Genomic DNA, 19,567 nt, shown 5'->3' on the forward strand with positions numbered 1-19,567 from the left:
GAAGTAATATGAACATTAGAGAACTCGCATATCGGAATGTAACGCGAAATAGACGGACATACTCAGCCTATTTTTTGAGTAGTGCATTTGCTATTATGGCCTTTTTTGTGTATTCATTTTTTGCGTTTCATCCGGCATTAAGTGCAGGAGAATTGGGTCAGTACGTATTCGTAAGTATGTCTTTTGCACAGTCTATTATTTACTTATTTACATTCTTCTTTATTTTATATTCGATGGGAATGTTTTTAAAAACGAGAAAGCGTGAGCTAGGAATTTTAATGATGCTAGGTATGACGAAATATCAATTAAAGCGTCTTATCTTTTTTGAAAATATTATGATTGGAATAGGGGCAATTATTTTTGGTATTCTTTCAGGTATGTTATTTTCAGGGGTATTACTATTTGTCGCCCCGATGATATTAAAACTAGATATCTCCTTATCCTATTACATACCGATGAAAGCAATTGTTGTAACAAGTATTATGTTTTTCATATTATTTATGATCATATCATTGTTTAGTGCAGGAATGATTCGTAAAAATAAAATTATGAAGTTGTTTAGAGGGTCAGCAGAGGCAAAACCAGAACCGAAAGCATCAATCATTTCTTCAATATTAGCAGTAGTATTGCTTAGTGCTGGCTATATAGGAGCTCTTCTATCGCATGGCGCAATGGTATTTATTATGATGATTCCTGTTACAACGGTAGTTATTATTGGGACGTATTTGTTGTACAAGCAGCTGAGTGTCTTTATTATTCGATTATGTAAAAAAAGTAAACGTTTCTATTGGACACAGACTAATATTATTACGTTATCAGATTTAGCGTATCGCATGAGAGATAACGCAAGAATGTTCTTTATTGTAACCATTATTTCTACTGTAGCATTTTCCGCAATAGGGACATTAGTCGGCTTCGCATCCATGACGAAAGGGATAATGGAGAGACCAATTGCGTTTCATTACCATTCTAAGGAAGGGAATAGTAATGAATCACAACATATACAAATGATTGACAAAGGATTAAAGAAACATAATATAGCAGCTTCAAAAACTAATATTTCGACAAAGAAAACGGAGGAACAGTCGTTAAGAAGCGCCACTTTTATAAAAGAATCAGATTATAAGGAATATGCAAAGTTAACAGGAGAACCATTTAATACTGTAGCCAATAAAGAGATTGTATTTTTGTCAGCTGATATACCAGGGCCAGCGATGAAAGAAAGAAAAGAAATTACTTTACCCAATATGAATGAAAGTTTAAAGGTGAAAAAAGTTACTTCATCTTCATTGGGGAAAATATTAAGAGGAAATGTTTATGTAATCTCTAATAATCAATATGATTCATTACAAGATGGATTTATAGAGACAAAAGATTATATGTATAAAACTGAAAGAACGAAAGATGAGATTGAAATTGGTAAAGAGCTTACTCATCAAATTAAACCGTATCAAGAACAGTCAACGTTTAGTGCGGAAGAGTACGAACAAAACCAAAGTTTACAAATTGCAGGACCGATTTTATTTGTAGGTTTCTTTATTGGTATAGTATTTTTCGTTTGCGCAGGAAGTTTCCTTTACTTCCGTTTATTCTCCGATTTGGAGGATGATGTTCGCTTGTTCGAAATGATTCGAAAAGTTGGATTGACGAGTGGGGAATTATCGAAGGTAGTTACAATTCGATTGGCGCTTTTATTCTTCGTTCCAATTGGTGTTGCAACATTACATGGGGCAGTAGCCTTAACTGCGTTAGGGCAAATGTTTGAGTACTCATTGTTTAAAGAAAATACAGTTGTATTAAGTATTTTCATAGGTATTCAAATTGTATACTTCTTACTTATAAGATCCCGTTATGTAAAACAATTGAAAGAGAGATTACGTATGCATTAAATGTGTTTTTTTAACTCGAGTACAAAATTTTCTAAAAAGAGGCAAGTATTGCTAAAAAGTGATAAAATGGAAAAAGCGAGGTGAAAAAATTAATATAGAGTAAGGGGGGAGAAATATGAAAGCAACAGGAGTTATTCGAAAAGTAGACGAATTAGGACGAATTGTTATCCCTAAAGAATTACGCGATGTATTGGGAATACAAATCAAATCACCGCTTGAAATTTTTGTAGAAGCAGATAAAATCATTTTACAAAAATATCAACCTTACAATGCTTGCCAAATCACAGGTGATGTTTCAGAACAGAACATATCATTAGCAAATGGAAATATTACTGTTGGGATAGAGGGAGCGGAATATTTAGTAAAAGAAATAGAAAAGTTTTTAAACAAGAGTGAGGTTTAGTCTTAATTTATATTATTTTTCCAATTACATATCATTCTTTTAAAAGACTGTAAGAGGACCATTAATTGGTTCTCTTATTTTGGTTAGTAGTTGAACGACATGGGGGGTTACTTCCTACAAATCATAGGGAAAATAAAAAAGTAGTATAGAGTTAGTAAATGATGTTGAGAAATATTTGAAAAGAAGGAAAACAAAAAGAATAAAACGAATGTTACATTTACACGTATTCAAAAGTGGTCTGAAATGAAAATAATACATTTTCAGGAGGGATTACGATGAGTAGTACAGTGAATAAACAAAAAGGTATACAATTGATTCCGTTTACCGTAAATAAGGTGGTAGAACAAGTAAATGAAATTCCACCAGGTGTACAAATGATTCACGCTCCGCAAGTATGGGAAAAGAGTGTGAAGGGGCAAGATGTAGTCGTTGCCGTATTAGATACAGGGTGTGATACTAATCATATAGATTTAAAAGATCGTATTATCGACGGAAGAAATTTCACAAAAGATTATGAAGCTGATCCAAATGTGTATCTTGATAATAACGGACATGGTACTCATGTAGCGGGGACGATTGCCGCGACTGAAAATGGTGTCGGTGTATTAGGAGTTGCACCACTTGCTAAAATGTTAGTATTAAAAGTTTTAGCGGGAGATGGTTCTGGAAGTTATGAGCAAATTATTGAGGCAATTCATTATGCTGTAAATTGGAGAGGGCCGAATCAAGAGAAAGTGAGAATTATTTCAATGTCACTTGGTGGTCCGCAAGATGTTCCAGAATTACATGAAGCAATTCAAAATGCGGTAAAGCAGGATGTTCTCGTTGTATGTGCTGCTGGAAATAATGGAGATTGCGATGATGAAACAGAGGAATTAGATTTCCCAGGTGCTTACTCTGAGGTAATTGAAGTTGGTGCTGTTAATTTAGAGCGGAAGATTGCATGTTTTAGTAATTCAAATCAAGAAATTGATCTAGTAGCGCCAGGTGATGAAATATTATCTACGTATCCAGATGGGAAATATGCTGTGTTAAGTGGAACTTCCATGGCGACGCCGCATATTGCTGGGGCGCTCGCCTTGCTCATTAAACAGTGTGAGAAAGAATACGGTCGAAAGTTATCAGAGCCGGAAATATATGCACAACTTATTAAAAGAACTGTACCTTTAGGGTACGAACGTACATCTGAAGGGAATGGATTAATAGATTTATTAAAAGAATAGCCATATTAAAAAACATCTCATATGAATATGAGATGTTTTTTAATATGGCTTTGTCGCATGTAATACAACTTGTAACAAACCTGGGAATCTAGCATTTAAATCTTCTTCACGAATTGAAATGAAACGTTGTGTTCCTTCAAGGCGCGTGTACATAACACCTGACTCACGTAAAACTTTGAAATGGTGAGATAAAGTTGATTTCGCAATAGGGATGTTTAAAGCACCACAAGATTGTTCACTTTTCTCTAGTAACATATTTACAATTTGTAAACGAATTTGATCGCTAAGTGCATATAAGACAGAAGAAAATTGAATTTCTTCTCGATTTGGATGATAGAGTGTACGCATATTTCACCTACTTGTATAAGTTAAGATATTTGCACTATAACATATAGAGTGGTATATTTCTATTGTTCGAAAATATTCGAACAATAGAAATATAGGGGGAGAAAAAATGAAGTATACAAAATTGCAAAAGGCAGGATTAAATATTTCAAAGTTGGGTTTAGGTACAAATGCAGTAGGGGGACATAATTTATATGCTGATGTGAATGAAGAAGAAGGAAAGCGATTAGTAGAAGAAGCTATTCAGCAAAGGATTACATTTTTTGATACAGCAGATTCATATGGTTTCGGTAGATCAGAGGAATTAGTAGGAGAAGTATTAAAGGGAAAACGTCATGAGTTTATACTTGCTACAAAAGGTGGAATTCAACCGTTGTTAAATGGAGAAACTTATATTAACAATGAACCAAGTTATTTAAGAAATGCTGTGGAGAATAGCTTAAGAAGATTACAGACTGATTATATTGATTTATATTATTTACATTTTACAAATCCTGAAACAAGTTACATAGATTCAATCGGAGAGCTTACTCGTTTAAAAGAAGAAGGGAAAATTCGTTCAATTGGAATATCGAACGTAAACATAGAACAATTAAAAGAAGCGAACCAACATGGTCATATAGATGTTGTACAATCTCCGTACAATGTGTTAGAACGTACGGCTGAGGAAGAACTGTTGCCGTATTGTATAGAAGCGGGTATTTCATTTATTCCATATGGGCCTCTTGCTTTTGGAATATTAGGCGGAAAATATACAGAAGATTTTAAATTGAACGAAGTTGATTGGCGCCAAAATGTAAATCTATTTGAAGAAAATACATATAAGAGTAATTTTAAGAAAGTGGAAAAGTTAAAAGGGTTAGCGAAAGAAAATGATATTGAAGTGTCTCATTTAGCGTTAGCATGGTTATTAAATAAAGAAGGAATTGATACAGTTATACCTGGTGGAAAGCGGGCAGAGCAAATAAGAGAAAGTGTGAAAGCGGTAGACGTTTCATTGAATGAAAGAGTCATGAAAGAAATCCAATCTATTTTAGAAGATTAGTGAAACAGAGGGATAGTACCCTCTGTTTATATAAGGAGAAGGTCTAAATGAATAGAGTACTAGCTGTATTTTTCACGATAATGTTTATGATCGGTACAGACACTTTCTTAATTTCACCACTGTTGCCGACATTACAACAGGTGTATCATGTTTCAACCGAGTTGTCAGGATGGATGGTGAGTTCGTATGCTTTAGGGTATGCTGGATTTGCGCTTATTGCTGGTCCTATATCAGATGGATTAAACAGAAAAAAAGTGATGGTACTAGGTATGAGTTTTTTTGCAATAAGTACGTTTTTGTGTGGAATTGCACCGAGTTTTTTATGGATGCTAACATTTAGATTTTTAGCAGGTGTAAGTGCAGCTTTTGTATCTCCACAAGTGTGGGCATCCATTCCGCTCCTTATAGAGAAAAAGCAAATTGTGAAAGCAATTGGGGTTGCAACAGCAGGGTTATCAATCTCTCAAATTTTAGGGCTGCCACTGGGAGCTTATTTAGCAACGATACATTATACAATCCCATTCTATTTCATTGGTATATTATCAGCACTACTTGTTATTCTTATTTATGTTGTATTACCAGAAATACAGTCGGTTCATATAGGTGGAAATAAAAAAGTGATTTTACAGCGTTATAAACAATTACTTACAGATTCAAAGGTTTCACTTTCTTATTTTGCATACTTTGTTTTTCAAACCGGAAATTTTGCTGCATTTTCATTTTTTGGTGTATGGCTTTCCATTCAATTTGGCTTACAGGTTCATGAAGTAGGTACGGCTATGCTTGTACTAGGATTAGGAAATTTAGCTGGTAATATTTTTGGCCCTAGACTTGTAAATAAAATTGGATACAATCTTTCTTTCTATGGTGGAATTGTATTTACGGCAGTGTTATATGTAATACTTCCCTATTTAAAGAATCTTATTTTTGTTGAATTCTTTTTCTTTGTTTTATTTTTTGTGACAGGAATTTTGTTTGTATTAATGATGGGACATTTACAAAACATGTCTACTATAGCACGGGGAACAGGTGCTGCCCTTGCTAACGCCTCGATGTACATTGGCCAAATGATTGGTGCGGTAATAGCAGGAATGTTATTTGCAACATCTCACAATTTTATACTAGTAGGTAGCTTTACAGCGTTATTATATGTTGTAGCTTTATTTCTGTTTAGAAAAGGTGAAAACATTAGTAAAGATAATGAAAAAGGAATTGCATCATAAAGTTTTAGTAAATCAAAAAACAATTTTTCAGGATAAGTTAAAAAGGTGCTTTTTGATTGCATAGTTGCTGTATTTTTAATAATTCGTCGTTGAGCTGTATGATTGAAAAGGATTTGTAATAAAATTATGGGAAAATAAAAAACCCCTATATAGATAGGGGTTTATATATCGGCATATAGCTCCTCGGAAAAGGATATACCTAGTTTAACATATAGGAGTACTTATAATTGTGAAATAGATGTGAAAGTAATGTGAAAAATGTTGTAATAAAAAGCACTGTTTTAGCTAATGTAGCTAAAACAGTGCTTTTCTCTTTGATTGAACAGTTGCAGCATTTTCATCATGTATACCTGCATCTTTAATAATTCGTTGTTTTGCTTTATTTAATAGATGGTTTACTGCTTCACCAAAATAGTTAGCTTCACTTTTTGTGCGGGCTTCTCGTAAACATTTATAGTTTTCTAGCAGTTCCTCTTTTTCGGAGTTTGTTAAGAAATCTTCTATTTTCTTTTTTGTCATACGAAACACCCTTTCTCCTGACAAACGACGCAATAGAAAATATTTATTTCTCATTATAACAATAATTTTAAAAGAAAGTATACACTAACGTCGCAATAATTTGTCAATTTCTTGAATCTTCTCATCAGCTTTCCCAATTTGCGTATTTTTAGCCTGTTCGCCACCAAGAGCTTGATGTAGTAAGAAAGTTTGACCGGAAATAGCAGTTACAATGGATACTTTTATAATTTCTTTTATTGCGGTGACATCGAATAAAACGAGTCCAAGAAGTGCAGCTAGGCTACCGGTAAAAACATCAGTTAAAAATCCAAAGTGAAAAAAAGTTTTCAAACGGCGTGGAAGCAATAACTTACCTTGGTTATTGATTAGATGGGAAACGAAGCCAGTAATGCCACCAACGAGAACAGCGGTTAGCCATTGATACATTTCCATCGAATCCACTCCTTTTAGTGAATAAGATTCGATTATTTTATATTGATTCCTTTTAATATTTCATATAAGCATATTGAGAAAGTTTGTTTGGGTATATTTTGTATTCAATTTAATTATAACAGAAAATTTCGATAGATTTCAGTCTATTATATGAATCATTTTTACAATAATATGAATGCAGAAAGGGGTGCGTCATATGAATATAGATTATCGAATAAGAAGTGTAGATGGTTATACAAAAAAAATAGGGGAATTAGTAAGCATGCTTGAGCATACGAGAGCTGTAACATTAGGCGAAGTAAAAAATTTATCAGTTGAGCAATTAGATTTAATTATGCAGAGCAGCGGAAATTCAATTGGCGCCTTATTAAAGCATATAGCAGCTATTGAAAAAGTTCATCAGCTTATTTCATTTCAAGATCGTGAATTTACAAAAGAAGAATTAGAAATATGGGAAGATGCATTGTATTTAGGGGAAGCAGGTAGAGCGATCTGTGGTCATGAAATACAGTATTATGTACAACTTCTACAAAGTGTTCGAGAAGAATCTCTGAAGTATTTAAGTGAACAAGGTAATGAGTGGCTCATGTCAGAAAGAAAGTGGCCTAACGGTGTAGTATATAACCAGCACTATCTTTGGTTTCATGTGCTAGAAGATGAAATTAGTCACCGAGGACAAATTAGAATGCTCAAAAACGAGTTATTTGAAAATTACGTTAAATGATGTAGCTTTTTATAGGAGAATTCCATATAATGAGAGTAATTAAAATAAGAACGGGGTGATGTATTATGGCGAAAATAACTTATATGAATAATAAACCAAATACAAAGGTGGATGGAAAGGGCGAAACGATATAAGTGAGCGCACTATCCTTCCACTTAGCTTAAACTAGGGAGGATATCAATTTGAATCAAAATATTTTAGAATCGTATGGCTGGGATTCTTTTTTTGAGGAACAAGCTGTAGAGAACTTTGAAGTAGGGCGTATTTTACTTGAGCATAAGCATATATATCGAATTATTTGTAATGATGGTGAATATATGGCAGAACTGTCTGGAAAGTTTCGGCATGAAGCAGTAACGAAGGGAGATTATCCAGCTGTTGGTGATTGGGTGTATATAAAGAAAATAGAGAATGAAAAGAAAGCTATCATTCATCGTATTTTTCCGAGAAGAAGCTCTTTTTCTAGGCAAGAAGCTGGTACTCGAACGGAAGAACAAGTAATAGCAGCAAATGTAGATTATTTATTTTTAGTGAATGCACTTAATCATGATTTTAATGTTAGAAGGATGGAACGTTATTTATTATTAGCGTATGAAAGTGGCGCTATGCCAGTTATTGTTTTAACAAAGAGTAGTATATGTAATGATGTAGAACAGAAAATTGTAGAAACGGAAGCTATAGCAATTGGTGTTCCTATTTTCGTTGTTGATAGTTTAGAGCATACAGGTATTGATTCGTTGAAACAATTCGTTTCTTCAGGGAAAACAATTGCTTTAGTTGGGTCATCAGGGGTAGGAAAGTCAACTTTGTTAAATGCGCTAATAGGAATTGAGGTAGCAAAAACGGGAGATATACGTGAAGAGGATAGTAGGGGGAGGCATACGACAACGCATCGAGAGTTATTTCAATTGCCAAGTGGCGCTCTCGTAATTGATACTCCCGGCATGAGAGAATTGCAACTTTGGGAAGGAAGCGAAGCGATTCAAACAACATTCTCTGATATTGAAAAACTTGCGACAACATGCCGTTTTCGTGATTGTAAGCATGAGGATGAACCAGGATGCGCGGTGCATAGTGCAATTGATAACGGACTTATTACGATAGATCGTTTGAAAAGCTATAAAAAATTACAAAGAGAACTGGCGTATTTTATGAGAAAACAAGATGTAATCCTTGCCAGAGCAGAGCGTGATAAGTGGAAAAAGCTTTCTAAACAACATAAAAAAATGTAAAAACCAAAGGGTGCCCCTTTGGTTTTTTCTATTTGTAAATTTTATAATAATATTATTCATATATATAGACAAAGGGAACTTAATTGTTTAAACTTTACAAAGTATTCATCATAATAGGTTATGAAAATAATAATTAGGGATTGGGAAATATTCATAATTAACTCAATTTAACTTTTAAATTTGAAAATTAGGAGGTTCATAATGGATAAACTATTAAATTTGTTTCGTGATATGAAAGTAGCAAAAAAGCTATTAATTTCATTCTTTGTAATTTTAATTGCGGCTGTGTCTATTATCGGAGGCATGTCTTATCAAACAGCCAAAAAGAATTTTGAATCGCAAATTAAGAGTAGTGCCAACGACAATATAAAAATACTGGATAATTTAATCAATCAAATGATTGATGCAAAATTTAATGATGTAAATAATTTTGCACGGGTGATTCAGGGGAATATGTATCAAGGAGATAATCAGGATGAATTAAGAAAAATGTTATCTCAATATATAAATTTAAATAAAGATGTTGAACAAGTATATGTTGCCGGAAATGATAAAAAATTTGTACAAGAACCAAATATACAAATGGCAGCAGACTATGATCCAACAGAGCGTTCTTGGTATAAAGATGCAGTTGCAAAACAAGGTGGTATTGTTGTTACTGAGCCATATAAGGCAAAAGGAAATGGACATATTGTTGTAACAATCGCAAAACAAACAGAAGATAAAAATGGGGTTGTTGCGCTAGATTTAAGTTTAGATAATTTATTAAAAACATCAAAGTTAATTAATATTGGTAAAAAAGGATATGCCTTCATTTTAGATGGAAAGCAAAAAATAATTGCTCATCCACAAGAAAAATCAGGGGAAAAAGCGGCTGATTCTTGGGCAAAGAAAATTTATGAAGATAATCACGGTGCTTTTTCATATTCTTATGGCGGTAGTGAAAAGAATATGGTATTTGCTACAAATGTAAAAACAGGTTGGAAAATTGGTGGGACTATGTACTCAAGTGAAGTAATTGAAGCTGCTCAACCTGTATTTTATAATATGTTAATTGTTATGCTTATCTCATTAGTAATAGGTGGAGCACTTATTTATTTTGTAACACTTTCAATTACGAAGCCTTTAAAGAGATTAGTTGTTACCTCTAAAGAAATAAGTGAAGGGGATTTAACGCAAACAATTGAAATTCATTCTAATGATGAAATCGGCCAACTTGCTAAAGGATTTAATGAGATGACGAATTCGTTACGGACGTTAATCGGAAGAATTAACGATTCAGCTGGGCATGTTGCAGCGGCATCAGAAGAGCTAACTGCAAGTGTAAGGCAAGCAAGTGAAGCGACTGAGCAAATCACAATCGCAATGGATGAAATATCAAGTGGGGCAACGACGCAAACAACAAGCGTAGAAAATGGCGCTATGTTACTGTTTGATGTAACGGAAGGAATTCAGCATGTAGCAAATAGTTCATCATCTATTAATACGGCTTCTGCACATACTCGTGAAAAAGCAGAAGATGGTGGGAAACTAGTAGGAAGAACAGTAAACCAGATGCAGTCTATTGCAGAATCTGTGTCACAATCAGATGCAGTTATACAATTACTAAATAATAAATCAAAACAAATTGGTGATATTTTAGAAGTAATTCAAAATATTGCAGATCAAACAAACCTTCTAGCTTTAAATGCGGCGATTGAAGCCGCAAGAGCCGGTGAGCATGGAAGAGGTTTCGCAATTGTTGCAGATGAAGTGCGTAAATTGGCAGAGCAGTCTAGCGTATCTTCTAGTGAAATTAGTAAATTAATATGTGAAATACAAGATGATATGGGTAAGACAGTCAAATCTATGAATCATGTAAATGAGGAAGTTCAATCTGGACTTGTTATCGCAAATGAAACGAAGCAAAACTTTGCTGAAATTTTACAATCTACAAATGAAATAGCTAATCAAATTAAGACGATGGTTGAAACGGCTAATGGAATGTCAAAAGGGGCAAATGAAGTATCTATTTCGGTAGGACAAATTGCAATGACAGCGCAAAATAATGCGACAAGCACACAAAACGTTGCGGCTTCAGCTGAAGAACAGCTAGCTTCGATGGAGGAAATTGGATCCGCAGCGGGCACGCTATCTCAAATGGCTGAAGAGTTACAAGGACTAATTGACAGATTTAAAGTTTAATAGAGAACAGACTATCCCCTAGTAGCATTATGCCACTAGAGGGTAGTCTGTTTTATTGTGTAAAATCAAATAGGGATGTAGACTTTCTTTATGACGTTTAAAATGGCATTTTACATAATGTTTGTCGAAAAATAGAGGTATTTGTTAGCTTTGTGTATAATTATTAACGTATAGAATACAAATAAAAGGAGAGTATTATGGGAGTGTATTGGGGGACAAAAAGACATTCTTGGCTTAGTTACGTCTCATTTTGGCTAAGTATTTCATTTTTTATTGTTTTTCTAATTGAAGTGTTTATATTAAAAACACTTTCGAATAGCTCGGTACAAATTGTTAAATATTTTTATTTTATACTTGTACCAGTAAATATTTTTCTTAGTTTAAAGTTACTATTTAAGAAGAATGAAAAGAAAGCGTTACCTATTTTTAGTTTCATTGTCTCATTATTATTTGCAATTTTAATAATCGTATTAGTTTTAGCAGCTATAGGGAAGTTCTTTTAAGGGGAGTGGTATAAGTCACTCTCCTTTTTTATTTGTGGTAGTCTTATTATATGTAAAAGTATGAATGCTGTGAGCTAATAAAAGCGGAGAGTAGACAATATTTGCATGGATTAAAGTCTGACGCTATTTAAACTTGTAAGAGTGTATGGAGTAATGAGGTAATATACATAATAATGGAGATAGAATTAGTTATTTTATAAGTATCTATGAAGCAAATGAATACGGTAAGAACGGTGATATATGGTACAATAGCTATGGATAGTGATAGAGATAAAGGGTATATAAAATACTCATCGTTTTTTAGTAAGAGAGGGGTTATCTTATGCTATACGAGGATTTGGAGACATTATTTCAAACAGCTCCGAAAGAAGATAGAGGCGGATGGAAATATATAATCCAAGAACAAAATGATACATATAAAATTGTTGATGAAATACTGAAAAATCAAATGAGTGTCGAATTGTATTTTAATGAATACGATGAGGTGAAAATCACTTTATATAAAGATGGAATTCCCATTACGACTATACAAAGAATTGTGATTTCAAAAGTTGAATTAGACGAAGATGAAGAGGGTATTCAATTTGTTTTAGAGCGCATGCCTAGTCGAATGATTCGGTTGCAATTAAAGCCATATTTAGCATTAGAAATGGGGCCGTACTGGGAAGTATGTGATGATTGTGAATGAACATAAAAAAGCATCCAATAACATGGATGCTTTTTTATGTTTTTTGAAGTTGTTTAAACGCAATGATTGGAAGTATAACAATACTTACCCATCCGATGATAGGATATAGAATGTGAAGTAAGTCACTGTAACCGATGTAACTAAAGCAATAACTAATTAGTAAAATGAAGAAAATAATATTGTTATTTTTCCACCCGGTAATAGATTGCATCTGTTTTGTCATCCCGAACACATTACCAACTAAAGTTGTGAAAACTTCACCGAAAATAATGAGAACGAAGAAGAAGTGAAAAGTTGCATTAAATCTTCTTATGACTTCAGCCATTGGGATGTTATATTGATAAAATTGATCGACTGATAAGATTGCTAAATGGCTGCATAATAAAATTAAAGAAAGTCCAGCACCACCTAAAATCCCACCCAAAAAAATGGCTTTTCGATCCTTTACTTCACTGGCTAATGGGACGAGAACACTTTGGGCAAGAGAAAGATTTAAGGCGACATATGTAATAGGGCTAGTAATCCATTTCATATTCCAACTCTCTGCAGGAATAGTGTTATTAATGGAAGGTGTACCGTGAAAAAAGGTTGTAATAGCAAGTCCGATAATAAAAATCATCATAATAGGTACGACAAGTGTATTTACTTCAAAAACACCTTGTAATCCGCGGCTACTTATAATGAGACAAGCGATAACTGTAATGAGAATACCGAGTTGTCTTGGTAAGCGAAGTTGCTCTTCAAATACTGCACCAGCCCCTGATAACATAACGCTCGTTACGCCGAATAAAACGAGTAATAATAATGTGTTTACAACATTCCCAAATACATCCCCAAATAAATACTTGTTAAATTCTTGCGCTGAAAATGCCCCGATTTGTGATGAAAGTAACATCATCTTTGTGCCGAGCCAAATAAAAAAAAATCCACTTACACATATGCCAATTGTCCCGTATAATCCATTCACTGTGAAAAATTCAACAATTTCTCGTCCAGTAGCAAATCCAGCTCCAACGACAGTTCCGATATAAGTAGCGGCTACTTTCTTTGCTACTTGCCATTGTTGATTGTCCATGTTATCCCTCTTTCTACTATGATGAGCTTGATGTACTATTATGCATATGTATGAGCTTGGACAATTAGACGTATGAAGTGTTTGAAAAAATACATGAATTAAATGATATTAGGGAAGTATTAAAGGTGTTAAAACTTTGTTACATATAAGCCGATTGTTCGAAAGGAAAGGGAATGTATGGTAAAATGTAATTAGGTTATTAAAAGATAAACATTACAAAATGATAAGAGGAGTGGATTGTATGAGTACGAAAACAAATGTTGTTGAAGTATTAAACAAGCAGGTAGCAAACTGGAATGTGTTATATGTGAAACTACATAATTATCACTGGTATGTGACAGGGCCACACTTCTTTACATTACATGAGAAATTTGAAGAGTTTTATAATGAAGCTGGAACGTATATTGATGAGTTAGCAGAACGTATTTTAGCTTTAGAAGGTAAACCATTAGCGACAATGAAAGAATATCTTGCAACATCTAGTGTCAGCGAAGGGACAAGCAAAGAATCTGCAGAAGAAATGGTGCAAACATTAGTGAATGATTATTCTGCACTTATTCAAGAATTAAAAGAAGGTATGGAAGTTGCGGGCGAAGCTGGCGATGAAACATCAGCTGACATGCTGTTAGCAATTCATACAACATTAGAACAACATGTATGGATGCTAAGTGCATTCTTAAAATAACGATAAAAAATATAAAGAAACCCATTGAAAAATTATTTCAATGGGTTTTTTTATGATTTTTCAGTTTTCTTTTATGCTATAATATAGTAAAAAGGAGGCGATGCGATGTTTCGCTTTTTCAGAACTGGAAAAGAAGAGCGGGAAATTACGAAAGATGAATTAGAACAAGCGATGGCTCAGTTTTTAGAAACGAATGCTAATATCGTTTATACAGTATTAGTAAATGAAGATTATACAGTAAATTATGATTTGTTAAAACCGTATTTACCTGCATTTCCAACAAATGATTTTCTCATAACGAAGGAAACGCTTGAGGTATTTGAACATACAGCAGAAAATTTAAACCTAGTGAAAGAAATTGATGTCGTACAAAAGGCAGTAGATCAATACGTAACAGAAAAAGAAATGTTCCCAATTGTTGAAGGTAGCGAAGATCGCCTCATATGCGGAATGAAACTAGGACCTTACTTAAATCGTAGCTTAAAAAGAGACTTATATATTTCAGAAAAACATTATTTAGTTTCAAGTAAACCAGATAGAAAAAAACAAAAGAGCGGGTAGACGTAATGAAAACAACAATACATATATTGTTGTCTTTTTTTGTTTGTTAAAATATTGACTTTTCAGTTTATTAATATTTATATTAAATGTATTGGATAGGGAAGGATAACTATTAAGTATCATTCGGAGAATAAGATATTGCTAGGGCGAGTTATATAAAATCTTCACAAAGTGGTATAAAGATTCGCAAAATAAATATTATAAAAAGTTTCGGGGGAATTGGTACATGAAAAATAGTATGACTTACATTCAATTATTAAATGAAACGTTACGTTGTTATGCAAATAAAGGAAGTTTTGAAGCGTACAATTATATAATGGAAAACGCTATAGGTGTAATAGGGAATGAGGCGCAAATATATAATTTTAAGTATGCGCTCGCAAGTGCATCAGGACTTGAAAAAGAAGCATTACATTTAATGAGGGAGGCCATTATAGAAAAGGGATTCTGGTATGGAAATGAATATTTAATTTCTGACGAAGATTTAAAATCACTACATAAATTTAAAGAATTTCATACAATGGTGCAATTATGTAAAGAAAGAGAAGAATTAGCACATAAAAAGGAAAGACCAGATGTGAAATATATATATAGCAAGAAAGAGGGGAATCTACTACTTACAATACATGGTGACCAAGAAAATATTCAAATAATAGAGCCATATTGGAAATCAGTTTTGACACAAGATTACACGTTAGCTTTACTACAGTCTTCACAAATTCAGTTTTCAGATGGATTTGTTTGGGATGATTTAGAGAGAGGGAAAGGGGAATTAAAAGAGCATTACAATAAGTTTATAGAAAATCATACAGTAGAAAATGTGATAATTGGTGGTTTTTCTGCAGGGGCAAGAGTAGCTTTATATACGATTTTACAAAAAGATATAGATGTAGATGGTTTTATTTTTATGGCACCATGGCTTCCTGAGATTGAAGAATGGGATGAGTTGCTAAGAGTGCTGCAGGATAAACATATAAAAGGATATATAGTATGCGGGGATCAAGATGAAGATTGTTTCGAATCCACGCAGCAATTTGTACGATTATTAAGAGATAAGAATATAGAACATAAGTATAAAGTTGTGCCTAACTTAGATCATGATTATCCTATTAACTTTGATGAGCTATTAAAAGAAGCTATTGAATATATAGGAAATAAAAACAATAAGTAGTAAGAAAAAGAGATGCATCATATGTGATGCATCTCTTTTTAGAGTTATAAATTAAAAGCATTTGCTAGTAAGCGATAAGACTTTAATTTATGTTCAAATTGATGGGTAATCGTGACAATCATAAATTCGTCAGTATTGTATGATTTGCTTAAGTTTATTATTTTTTCTTTTACAGAAGGCGGATCACCAACAATCATACGTTGACGATTTTCTTTTATACGGAATAAATCATAAGCACTGTATGAATAATTTTGAGCAGTTTCAATAGAAGGTGTACCAGTAGTTCGTTTTCCTTGCTCTAATAATAAGATTGATAAATCTAAACTAGAAGCAATTTTTTCCGCTTCTTCATTTGTTTCTCCGCATATAACAAAGATGGCAACGATTGAATTAGGCTTATCTCCTAAAAATGAAGGCTGATATTGTTCTTGGTAAGCCCTCATAACTTCAGGGCCTCCGAAGCCATTAATAAATTGTGCAAATGCGAAAGAAGCTCCGTTGTTTGCAGCAATTTTAGCGCTCTCTCCGCTAGAACCGAGCATCCACATTTCAGGAGATGTTGGGATAACTGGAGTAGCTTTTAAGTTTGCATAGTGATGGTTTTCTGGTATTTGATCATGTAAGTACATTGCAACGTCTGCAATTTGTTCTGGATATTGATCAAGTGAGACCATTTTTCCTTCTTGAAGTGCGCGAGTTGCTATTGGCATACCACCAGGAGCTCTACCAACACCGAGATCGATGCGGTTCGGATACAGTGCTTCTAGAACACGGAAATTCTCAGCAACTTTATATGGGCTATAATGTGGTAACATAACACCACCTGAACCGACTCTAATACGATCCGTTTTTGCGGCAATATGAGAAATAAGTATTTCTGGACTTGAACCAGCTAAGCTTACGGAATTATGATGTTCGGATACCCAAAAACGTGTGAATCCGAGTTTTTCAACTTCTTGTGCAAGCGTAACTGTATGTGAAAAAGCTTGGGCTGCTGTGCTACCATCTGAAATAGGTGATTGGTCTAATACACTTAACTTGATCATAGAATATACCTCTCAATCTTAATGTACATCCTATTATATATTTACTTATGAAAAATGCGTAGTGAAATGCTCAAAATGAAAAGCGGATAATCCTATTTCCGCTTTTAACGAGAAAATCCGCGTTCATAATGATTCATTTCGACCAGATTTAAAATATATTCATAGTTGTCAATTTCACATTTTAGCTGTTCACGTTCTTTTTCAGATAGTGTCATATTGCTAAGTTTTTTACATAAGTTTTGTTTCTTTAATTCTAAATGCTTTTTTGTAGCGTGGTAATCATAAGTATGTTTCATTTTTTAGTCACTCCTTCGTTGCGGTTGCTATATTATACGAAGCATAAAGAAATATGAAATCTGTCTCTTATGTACTTTTAGTGAATATTCAAATTGCAAGGGTGTTATGTTTATGGAGATTTATGAATAAAATGCACTAAACCACTAACGTCCATTTGATGAAGTAAGGGGTGGAATTGTGCAGAAAGATATAATGTATAACACTGAAATGGATGAAGCGTTAAAAGTTATAGATAAAGGATTGAAGAAGACGATAAATCCAAAACAAATTATTGTAGTGGGAGCTGGTATGGCTGGATTAGTTTCAGCATCTTTATTAAAGGCTGCAGGACATGATGTGAAAATTTTTGAAGCAAACAACCGGGTAGGTGGCCGTATAGAAACGGTTAGAATGGAAGATACCGGATTATATTTAGATGTCGGAGCAATGAGAATTCCGTATTCACATACATTAACGATGGCGTATATAAGAAAATTTGGGCTACAGGTGAGTCCTTTTATTAGTAGAAATGAGACGGATATTATATACGTAAATGGACGGAAAACGACGTTGAAACAATATGAAAAGGATCCAAGTATTTTAAGGTATCCTGTGGAAATGAATGAAGTGGGAAAAACGTCTGAAGAACTATTGTTATTAGCAGTACAGCCGATAATAAATTTTATTAAAAGAAATCCAGAGAAAAATTGGGATGTTGTAGTGAAGGATTTTGGGAGATATTCCACAGGACAATTTTTGAAGTATCACCCTTATCAGTATAATACTTACTTTTCGCCAGTAACAATTGAGATGATTGGTGTTCTATTAGATTTAGAAGGTTTTTTGGAACGATCGTTTGTAGAGACTTTACGCTTTCTATACATTATGCAAGAGGAGAGCGGATTTTGTGAAATTGTGGGCGGGAACGATAGATTGCCAAAGTCATTTTTACCGCAATTAGAAGAGAATATTATATATAATCAAAAATTAATGAAGCTACATCAACACGATAATGGTGTGACAGCTTTCTATCGGAACGAGGAAACTTTTGAATATAGCAGTATTACAGGAGATTTAGTTATTGTTACCATTCCGTTTTCGACAATGCGTTTTGTAGAAGTAGATCCGTTTGATTCTATATCTCATGAAAAATGGAAAGCAATTCGTGAATTACATTATATGCCTGCGACGAAAATAGGAATTCAATTTAAAAGCCGATTTTGGGAAGAACAAGGACAATTAGGTGGCAGAATTATAACAGATTTGCCAATTCGTTATGCCTATTATCCAAGTTATGGAATTGGTGAGAAAGGACCGGCTATGATGTTAGGTAGCTATACATGGTCTTATGACGCATTGTTATGGGATGGTTTATCAAAAGGTGATCGTATTTATTACGCATTACACAACTTAGCAACAATATTAGGTGGTCAAGTGTATGATGAGTTCATATCTGGAATATCAAAAAGCTGGACATTGGATCCGTATGCGCTTGGAGGATTTGCACTTTTTCAAGCAGGTCAAGAATCTGAGCTGCAACCAGCGATTGTCAAACCAGAGGGGAGAATATTCTTCGCTGGAGATCATACAACGCTATATCACGGATGGATTCAAGGTGCGATTGAATCTGGAATTCGTGTAGCGGTGGAAGTGAATGAGTAAAAGGTTTTCAATTCAGAAAATTCTTTACTATATAATTTGAGATGGATATTATTATATATAAAAGAAATATAGGGAGTGTTTACAGTGAATCCGTTATTATTCGATTTTCCTTCTGAATTTTATACTGACAGGCTTTTTATTCGAATGCCGAAACCAGGAGATGGTAAAGTTGTATATGATGCAATTCAGGCTTCAATAGAAGAACTAAAACCTTGGATGGTGTTTGCACAAAAAGAGCAAACAGAGCAAGAAATAGAAGAAAGTATTAGAAAATCACATATTCAATTTTTGCAACGTGAGGATTTAAGATTACTAGTATTTTCGAAAGAAACAGGTGAATTTATTGCTTCAGCCGGATTACATCGTATTAATTGGGATATACCTCAATTTGAAATCGGATATTGGATTGATACAAGGTTTAGCGGAAAAGGCTATATGGTAGAGGCTGCGAAAGGTATAACGGATTACGCTTTTTCTGAATTGAAAGCAAACCGTGTAGAAATTCGTTGTGATTCTTTAAATAAGAAGAGTAGAGCGATACCTGAGAAATTAGGCTTTAAGTTAGAAGGTACGTTAGAAAGTGCGAGTGTTACGGTAGATGGAAACGGATTAAGGGATATGTGTGTATTTGCCATGACTAGAAATACATATGAAAAAGAAGAGCTGTAAGAAAACAGCTCT

The 19,567-nt window shown here is 33.8% G+C and carries 21 protein-coding genes; 15 read left to right on the forward strand and 6 right to left on the reverse strand.

Annotated features, from left to right (window positions below; translation table 11 throughout):
* Positions 1-8 precede the first annotated feature (8 nt).
* The 3 genes from QCI81_RS23905 (at position 9) to QCI81_RS23915 (ending at position 3,515) form a co-directional block, all read left to right on the forward strand.
* A complete protein-coding gene (locus QCI81_RS23905; RefSeq protein WP_071731023.1) occupies positions 9-1,889 on the forward strand; it encodes an FtsX-like permease family protein in 1,881 nt (626 codons plus the stop codon).
* 115 nt (positions 1,890-2,004) lie between these two features.
* Positions 2,005-2,292, forward strand: coding sequence for an AbrB/MazE/SpoVT family DNA-binding domain-containing protein (locus QCI81_RS23910; protein WP_000648324.1), 288 nt, complete (start codon positions 2,005-2,007; stop codon positions 2,290-2,292).
* Between the two features lie 275 nt (positions 2,293-2,567).
* Positions 2,568-3,515, forward strand: coding sequence for a serine protease (locus QCI81_RS23915; protein ID WP_053564709.1), 948 nt, complete (start codon positions 2,568-2,570; stop codon positions 3,513-3,515).
* A gap of 39 nt (positions 3,516-3,554) precedes the next feature.
* Here QCI81_RS23915 and QCI81_RS23920 read toward each other — a convergent pair whose 3' ends face one another.
* Positions 3,555-3,863 (reverse strand): ArsR/SmtB family transcription factor, encoded by a 309-nt coding sequence (locus QCI81_RS23920; protein WP_053564708.1) that lies wholly within the window; start codon positions 3,861-3,863, stop codon positions 3,555-3,557.
* 106 nt (positions 3,864-3,969) lie between these two features.
* Here QCI81_RS23920 and QCI81_RS23925 point away from each other — a divergent pair, with 106 nt between their 5' ends.
* Together QCI81_RS23925 and QCI81_RS23930 are read left to right on the forward strand one after the other, a co-directional pair.
* Complete coding sequence (locus QCI81_RS23925; protein WP_053564707.1) at positions 3,970-4,905, forward strand: aldo/keto reductase; 936 nt, start codon at positions 3,970-3,972, stop codon at positions 4,903-4,905.
* Positions 4,906-4,952: 47 nt separating this feature from the next.
* A complete protein-coding gene (locus QCI81_RS23930; protein ID WP_061661205.1) occupies positions 4,953-6,128 on the forward strand; it encodes an MFS transporter in 1,176 nt (391 codons plus the stop codon).
* 294 nt (positions 6,129-6,422) lie between these two features.
* Here QCI81_RS23930 and QCI81_RS23935 read toward each other — a convergent pair whose 3' ends face one another.
* Positions 6,423-6,647: a hypothetical protein gene (locus tag QCI81_RS23935; protein WP_000162602.1), complete on the reverse strand. Its 225-nt coding sequence runs from the start codon at positions 6,645-6,647 to the stop codon at positions 6,423-6,425.
* 84 nt (positions 6,648-6,731) lie between these two features.
* Positions 6,732-7,079 (reverse strand): DUF4257 domain-containing protein, encoded by a 348-nt coding sequence (locus tag QCI81_RS23940; protein ID WP_000426321.1) that lies wholly within the window; start codon positions 7,077-7,079, stop codon positions 6,732-6,734.
* 196 nt (positions 7,080-7,275) lie between these two features.
* Between QCI81_RS23940 and QCI81_RS23945 the strand changes: the two genes are divergently transcribed.
* The 5 genes from QCI81_RS23945 (at position 7,276) to QCI81_RS23965 (ending at position 12,410) form a co-directional block, all read left to right on the forward strand.
* Complete coding sequence (locus tag QCI81_RS23945; RefSeq protein ID WP_069355449.1) at positions 7,276-7,803, forward strand: DinB family protein; 528 nt, start codon at positions 7,276-7,278, stop codon at positions 7,801-7,803.
* A 182-nt stretch (positions 7,804-7,985) separates the two neighbouring features.
* Positions 7,986-9,035 carry a ribosome small subunit-dependent GTPase A gene (gene rsgA / locus QCI81_RS23950; protein WP_069355450.1) on the forward strand — a complete coding sequence of 350 codons (1,050 nt, stop codon included), beginning with the start codon at positions 7,986-7,988 and terminating at the stop codon, positions 9,033-9,035.
* Positions 9,036-9,236: 201 nt separating this feature from the next.
* Positions 9,237-11,219 (forward strand): HAMP domain-containing methyl-accepting chemotaxis protein, encoded by a 1,983-nt coding sequence (locus tag QCI81_RS23955; RefSeq protein WP_023521739.1) that lies wholly within the window; start codon positions 9,237-9,239, stop codon positions 11,217-11,219.
* A gap of 197 nt (positions 11,220-11,416) precedes the next feature.
* Entirely contained in the window at positions 11,417-11,722 is a 306-nt protein-coding gene (locus QCI81_RS23960) for a hypothetical protein (RefSeq protein ID WP_000539571.1), read from the forward strand.
* Positions 11,723-12,044: 322 nt separating this feature from the next.
* Positions 12,045-12,410 (forward strand): DUF3979 family protein, encoded by a 366-nt coding sequence (locus QCI81_RS23965; protein ID WP_000965063.1) that lies wholly within the window; start codon positions 12,045-12,047, stop codon positions 12,408-12,410.
* Positions 12,411-12,444: 34 nt separating this feature from the next.
* On the opposite strand, the gene QCI81_RS23970 is transcribed toward QCI81_RS23965, so the two are convergent.
* The gene (locus QCI81_RS23970; RefSeq protein WP_053564703.1) at positions 12,445-13,485 is read right to left on the reverse strand and encodes a YkvI family membrane protein; all 1,041 of its coding nucleotides are present in this window, start codon (positions 13,483-13,485) and stop codon (positions 12,445-12,447) included.
* Between the two features lie 241 nt (positions 13,486-13,726).
* On the opposite strand from QCI81_RS23970, the gene QCI81_RS23975 reads away from it, so the two are divergent.
* From QCI81_RS23975 to QCI81_RS23985, 3 genes are all read left to right on the forward strand, one after another.
* A complete protein-coding gene (locus QCI81_RS23975; RefSeq protein WP_000105199.1) occupies positions 13,727-14,170 on the forward strand; it encodes a Dps family protein in 444 nt (147 codons plus the stop codon).
* A 105-nt stretch (positions 14,171-14,275) separates the two neighbouring features.
* Positions 14,276-14,731 (forward strand): DUF3939 domain-containing protein, encoded by a 456-nt coding sequence (locus QCI81_RS23980; RefSeq protein ID WP_000488209.1) that lies wholly within the window; start codon positions 14,276-14,278, stop codon positions 14,729-14,731.
* 226 nt (positions 14,732-14,957) lie between these two features.
* Positions 14,958-15,902: an alpha/beta hydrolase gene (locus QCI81_RS23985; protein ID WP_071731025.1), complete on the forward strand. Its 945-nt coding sequence runs from the start codon at positions 14,958-14,960 to the stop codon at positions 15,900-15,902.
* A gap of 44 nt (positions 15,903-15,946) precedes the next feature.
* On the opposite strand, the gene QCI81_RS23990 is transcribed toward QCI81_RS23985, so the two are convergent.
* Together QCI81_RS23990 and QCI81_RS23995 are read right to left on the reverse strand one after the other, a co-directional pair.
* Positions 15,947-16,948 (reverse strand): LLM class flavin-dependent oxidoreductase, encoded by a 1,002-nt coding sequence (locus QCI81_RS23990; RefSeq protein WP_071731027.1) that lies wholly within the window; start codon positions 16,946-16,948, stop codon positions 15,947-15,949.
* A 104-nt stretch (positions 16,949-17,052) separates the two neighbouring features.
* On the reverse strand, positions 17,053-17,244 hold the full coding sequence (locus tag QCI81_RS23995) for a DUF3896 domain-containing protein (protein WP_000683366.1): 192 nt from the start codon (positions 17,242-17,244) through the stop codon (positions 17,053-17,055).
* Between the two features lie 178 nt (positions 17,245-17,422).
* Between QCI81_RS23995 and QCI81_RS24000 the strand changes: the two genes are divergently transcribed.
* Together QCI81_RS24000 and QCI81_RS24005 are read left to right on the forward strand one after the other, a co-directional pair.
* Positions 17,423-18,886, forward strand: coding sequence for a flavin monoamine oxidase family protein (locus QCI81_RS24000; RefSeq protein ID WP_071731029.1), 1,464 nt, complete (start codon positions 17,423-17,425; stop codon positions 18,884-18,886).
* 84 nt (positions 18,887-18,970) lie between these two features.
* Positions 18,971-19,555 (forward strand): GNAT family N-acetyltransferase, encoded by a 585-nt coding sequence (locus tag QCI81_RS24005; protein ID WP_071731031.1) that lies wholly within the window; start codon positions 18,971-18,973, stop codon positions 19,553-19,555.
* Positions 19,556-19,567: the final 12 nt, after the last annotated feature.

The organism is Bacillus cereus group sp. MG20 (genome assembly GCF_040459885.1).
GTDB lineage: Bacteria > Bacillota > Bacilli > Bacillales > Bacillaceae_G > Bacillus_A > Bacillus_A cereus.